The organism is Pseudomonas sp. K5002, assembly GCF_013386655.1.
GTDB lineage: Bacteria > Pseudomonadota > Gammaproteobacteria > Pseudomonadales > Pseudomonadaceae > Aquipseudomonas.
Genome location: NZ_JACARK010000321.1, coordinates 1 through 4,792, shown reverse-complemented (window position 1 = coordinate 4,792; position 4,792 = coordinate 1). Strand labels below are relative to the sequence as shown.

Sequence of the window (4,792 nt, the reverse complement as noted above, 5' to 3'; positions counted from 1 at the left end):
GGCAAATCCCCCAGTGGACCAACGCCATGCCACGCCCGGAAAAGGCCATTCGCTTCAGCCCCGCCGTGAGCGATGAGCGACCCCGCGTGGTGTACCTCGCCGCCTGCGTATCACGCGCGATGGGCCCGGCAGCCGGCGACCACGAACAGATGTCGCTGTACGACAAAACCCGTGGCCTGCTGGAAAAAGCCGGTTATCAGGTAGTCTTCCCCGACAATCAGGACAACCTCTGCTGCGGCCAACCATTCGCATCCAAGGGCTACGCCGAACAAGCCGAACACAAACGCCAGGAACTGATCGGCGCCCTGCTCCACGCCAGCCGTGGCGGCCTCGACCCGATCTACTGCGACACCAGCCCGTGCACCCTGCGCCTGGTCCAGGACCTGGCCGAAACCCGTCTCGACCTCTACGACCCCGTGCGTTTTATCCGCACGCACCTGATGGACCGCCTCGACTTCACCCCCCAGGAAGCCCCGATCGCCGTGCACGTCACCTGCAGCACCCAACACCTGGGAGAGAGCCAGGCGCTGATCGACCTGGCCAGGCGTTGCAGCAAAAACGTGGTGATCCCTGAAGGCATTCATTGTTGTGGTTTTGCCGGCGACAAAGGCTTTACCACGCCCGAACTGAATGCCCACTCACTGCGCAGCCTGAAGGACGCCGTGCAGTATTGCAGCGAAGGCATCTCCACCAGCCGTACGTGTGAGATTGGTCTGACGCAACACGGTGGAATTGATTACCACGGCCTGGTCTACCTCGTGGACCGAGTAACCCAGGCGCGGGCCCATTAGAGCCGCCCCTTTTTGGTGCCAAACCTAATGATTTCGGGGTTTTTCGACTAATCCAGCGACAAAACAGAACCCCTGCGCGCCGGCGTAGTCATCTGCATAGGCCTCGACAAACGAGGCTCATCAGTGACCTCGCTGGCTGCACGGAAAACCGGCAGCATCGAGCCCTATTTGCACAAGGAGATACCCATGAAGCGTTCCGCTCTTGCTGGTTTGTTCATTACCGCTGCGATGCTGGCGTCCCCCGCGTTTGCCGCCGGAACAAAAGACGATCTGTGCCAAATCAACCTGGACAAAATCAACAACGGTAAAGCGTTGCTCGCCACCGACACCAGCGGCAAATCTGGCGAAATCGACACCGCCGTTTCCCAAGCCAAGGCAGCCCATGCGGCAGGCGACGACAAGAAATGCATCGAGATCACCTCCAAGGCCCTGCAAAGCCTGCAAGACTCGGACAAAGGCGGCAATCAGTAACTCGCTGATCGCCCGAGGCCAACCTTCGGGTTGGCCTTCTGTGACCGATTGACGTACACTGCACAGGCTTGTCACTCACTAAGAAACAACGAGTTACAAGCACGGGGCCGTTTAGGATTCGACGCCGGTTGCGAAACTTTAGGTGCATGCCGAGTTGGTAACAGAACTCGTAAATCCACTGTTGCAACTTCTTATAGTTGCCAATGACGAAACCTACGGGGAATACGCTCTCGCTGCGTAAGCAGCCTTAGCCCTTCCCTCCTGGTACCTTCGGGTCCAGCAATCATCAGGGGATGTCTGTAAACCCAAAGTGATTGTCATATAGAACAGAATCGCCGTGCAGTACGTTGTGGACGAAGCGGCTAAAACTTACACAACTCGCCCAAAGCACCCTGCCCTTCGGGTCGCTGAGGGTTAACTTAATAGAAACGGCTACGCATGTAGTACCGACAGCGGAGTACTGGCGGACGGGGGTTCAAATCCCCCCGGCTCCACCAAATAAGCTATACAAATCAGGCACTTAGCGTTTATCGCAAGTGCCTTTTTTGTGCCTGAATGGGTGGTTTTGGCTCGGTTATGCCAGCTTAATGACAGCCTTAACGTCGGCCGTATACATCACCGCATGGATCCGAAAATGGCAGAGCAACACGAATCAGCTTCTGACGGTAAACCGGAATACTCGGCAGAGCTCAACGAGCTCATTCAGAAACACAACGAGTCCCAGCAAGCTACCGTTGGGAGGGCTCAAGATCTGGTAAAAATGTTGCTCTTAACGAGCGGGGGTGCGCTTGCGGTATGCGCAAATTTTTTCTCGGCAAAGGTAAACATACCTCTGCAGGCTGTGTTGCCGATCCAATTTGCCTGGGCGACACTGTCAATCGCCATCGTTTTGTTCGGCACCGTTTTGCTATTGATGCTAGCGCGGGATTATTTTTTTGGCGAGATTCAAGGCGGCATCATCGAAGCGGCCTTGCACAAGGTAGATAGCGAGGAAAAACCGATGTCCCCGCACTGGGATCTTTGGATATGGGCGCCGGGATTACTCGGATTTGTGGCCTTTATCATCGGAATGGGAAGTTTCACGCTTTCGGCTTGTCTATTTTTGTCGGCAAATAATTGATCTCGCAAATCCGATAATGCAGCAGTATGGGCTGGAACAGTGCATAAGCCACGTGATACGTGGCTTTCAGCATTTCACTGTCTAAAACCATACCGTAATTTAGGCGCGTTTTAGGTCAGTGAATTCGCGGTAGGCGGGGTTAGTTTTAGACAGATATCAGCCCCTTTTTTACACGGTTTTGCCGTCAATCCTCACGATGGCGGTGCTTGTGTCAGAGTTCGGAATCCGCACCTCCACCCGCTTACCCGATTCGGTAGTCACCGTAATGACCACGCTCGTGGGAGGCGGTCGCAGATCATCACCGCATATCAGTTCTACAACGTCCTCGCCTGACGCACTCTCGCCGAGCGTATCCCACAAATCGCCGTTAACGAGTGGTGCCGTTACTTTGATTGACATCCCGTACTCCCGCTTGGTTAGGTTTGCAGTCTGACGCTACCAGATGCGCAGGAAATATTCCTGCGTCATACCAGGGAAAGCTAGAAGCTGGCTTTTTGGTCTGGGGGTTTTAAAGGGCTTCAGGGGGCATCGCCCCCCCTGAAATCCCCTAAAAAACGCAGGAATGGTACAAAAAGTGGTACGAGATTACCTTATGAGTTTGAACATTATGGACGGGTGATTCATAAAGGCCTCGCGTCCGTGCTCAATCATGTTAGACGCTTGAAAAGAATCTTCAAAATTAACGCAATTAGCAATTACAACGGAATCGTCACCTACATAAATTCCAGCAGCTTCTGAATACCTTTTTTCCGAGACATTCGTATGTATATTTGCTACCAAGCCATCAAAATAAAATCGGTAGCTATTTAGCATTAATGGTCCATTACCTGCGCCAGCATCTAAGGGAGTCGACATTTTTAGCGGCCCTAGATTGTGCCGCGCCCCGCGGGTAACCATCTGAGTCAGGTGTACTGGAAAAAAACTCAAAGGAAAAGGATTCATATTTAAAACCATCAACCTAAGCTTCTCCAACTCAGAATACTGCAGTTCAATATCTGCGTATTGCGGCATGTCAGAGGCTGCAGCCCTCCAAAGCAAACTTAGAAAAAACACTCGTAACTTCAGGACTTCCAAACCAGGAACCAAGCGGACTAGTTGCTCGGTTCCCGGATACGGAATTATATTACCCTTGATTTCCGCTTCTTCTCCCCACCCACTCCAAACTAAGCGCGCTTTGCGGAGCTCGGTCGCAGCAAAGCTGTCCAAGTCGGCGAGAATATCTTCCCCTGCGCGAGTGACCAGTTCACGGTCATACCAACTGGTCGGCCTCCTGGTTGGCCGACCTCCGGGCGCTCCATCGATAAAATAGCACCCATTACTCGGGGCGGAGAACGCTTGGGGAATCATGTGTGATTTCACAAACTTCCCGGATTTCAATGTCAGCTTGCATGTCCCTATAGTCACGATCTGCCTCCGGCACTGGGTGACGGTTAGGGTGCCCTAATTTCTTCTGCGCGGCAAAATGACACCATGAAAAATCTATGGTAGTTTTTTCGCCTCTCTGGACATCAGCCACACGACCATTTCAGGTCGCTGTGCATCCGACCAGTTGGGTAGCTGCCACCGACCTCCTGGAAACACCGTGCGAGCGGAAAAAGGAAATAGGCAGAGATAGTCTGAACCTCCTTGCCAACTGCAATATGAGACCGGGAGAACAGCTAGGGAGGATTGCCATGCGCATTTCTGAACAGGCTGGTTCAGCAGCTTTACACCTTCGCCTCACGGCGTTAGGCAGCTTCGTCGGAGTGCTTTGCGCTTCTGGTGTCGCCCCGGTAATCGCTGTTGTGCTGGGGTTAATTGCTGCTGCTGTTTTAAACAGGGTGTAAAGCTAGGGTGGTCATGGACGCGAACGTGACCACTCGAACCTTGTCCAGCCTCTTCCGGCGATCTGCCGAACCAGCCATGCTAATTTTTTCGCCCTCGAATGTAGGTCAATGCGTTAGCGCCCTGACATACGCCTGGCAGGCCTGCAGCGCGATCAGTCCCCGGTCGCCTTCGTCGGTGATGGCGATAATTCGTTGAGCATGCGCTGGGTCAAGTTGGGCTCGACGGGTTGCATGAACCACGCCGACGGAGTCGGGGGCGGTAGGCACTCGGCAATCACGGGCTGAATCTGTGGCGTCGAGAAGGACTGACAACCGCACATCAGCAGTAGCAAGGCGGTCGCGCAGGCGGGCCTGGTCACGTTGGGCATCGGAAAGCTCTCGGGTGTGTTGTTGATCTTGGGCATTCAGTTGATGTTCCAGGGCCTGGCGCTTGCCCTGCTCGACCTGCTGTTGTCGTAATGCGGCCTGGGACAGTTGATTCGCCGCCTCTGCGTGCAGCGCTGCCTGGCGCTCGAGCACGCTTGTATAACGCCAGTCCTGCACCTGCCAGGCCGCCCCGAAGGCGCTCAGCAGCGCCACCAGCA

General features: G+C 54.3%; 6 protein-coding genes and 1 other RNA gene. 5 read left to right on the top strand and 2 right to left on the bottom strand.

Annotation, left to right across the window (positions count from 1 at the left end; genetic code table 11):
- The 4 genes from HX846_RS16015 to HX846_RS16000 all read left to right on the top strand — a co-directional run.
- A partial coding sequence (locus tag HX846_RS16015; protein ID WP_178965703.1) for a (Fe-S)-binding protein occupies positions 1–791 on the top strand: 791 nt, incomplete at its 5' end.
- Positions 792–977: 186 nt separating this feature from the next.
- Positions 978–1,262, top strand: coding sequence for a hypothetical protein (locus tag HX846_RS16010; protein ID WP_008436825.1), 285 nt, complete (start codon positions 978–980; stop codon positions 1,260–1,262).
- Between the two features lie 103 nt (positions 1,263–1,365).
- Positions 1,366–1,759, top strand: a transfer-messenger RNA (tmRNA) gene (gene ssrA, locus HX846_RS16005).
- Between the two features lie 137 nt (positions 1,760–1,896).
- Positions 1,897–2,382, top strand: a complete 486-nt coding sequence (locus HX846_RS16000) for a hypothetical protein (RefSeq protein WP_177019332.1) — start codon at positions 1,897–1,899, stop codon at positions 2,380–2,382.
- Between the two features lie 585 nt (positions 2,383–2,967).
- Here the strand turns inward: HX846_RS16000 and HX846_RS15995 are convergent.
- Positions 2,968–3,729 carry a hypothetical protein gene (locus tag HX846_RS15995; protein WP_178965702.1) on the bottom strand — a complete coding sequence of 254 codons (762 nt, stop codon included), beginning with the start codon at positions 3,727–3,729 and terminating at the stop codon, positions 2,968–2,970.
- Positions 3,730–4,055: 326 nt separating this feature from the next.
- On the opposite strand from HX846_RS15995, the gene HX846_RS15990 reads away from it, so the two are divergent.
- Positions 4,056–4,208 carry a hypothetical protein gene (locus HX846_RS15990; protein ID WP_177019330.1) on the top strand — a complete coding sequence of 51 codons (153 nt, stop codon included), beginning with the start codon at positions 4,056–4,058 and terminating at the stop codon, positions 4,206–4,208.
- Between the two features lie 105 nt (positions 4,209–4,313).
- Here the strand turns inward: HX846_RS15990 and HX846_RS15985 are convergent, their stop codons facing one another.
- Positions 4,314–4,790 (bottom strand): lysis system i-spanin subunit Rz, encoded by a 477-nt coding sequence (locus HX846_RS15985; protein ID WP_178965701.1) that lies wholly within the window; start codon positions 4,788–4,790, stop codon positions 4,314–4,316.
- Positions 4,791–4,792 lie beyond the last annotated feature (2 nt).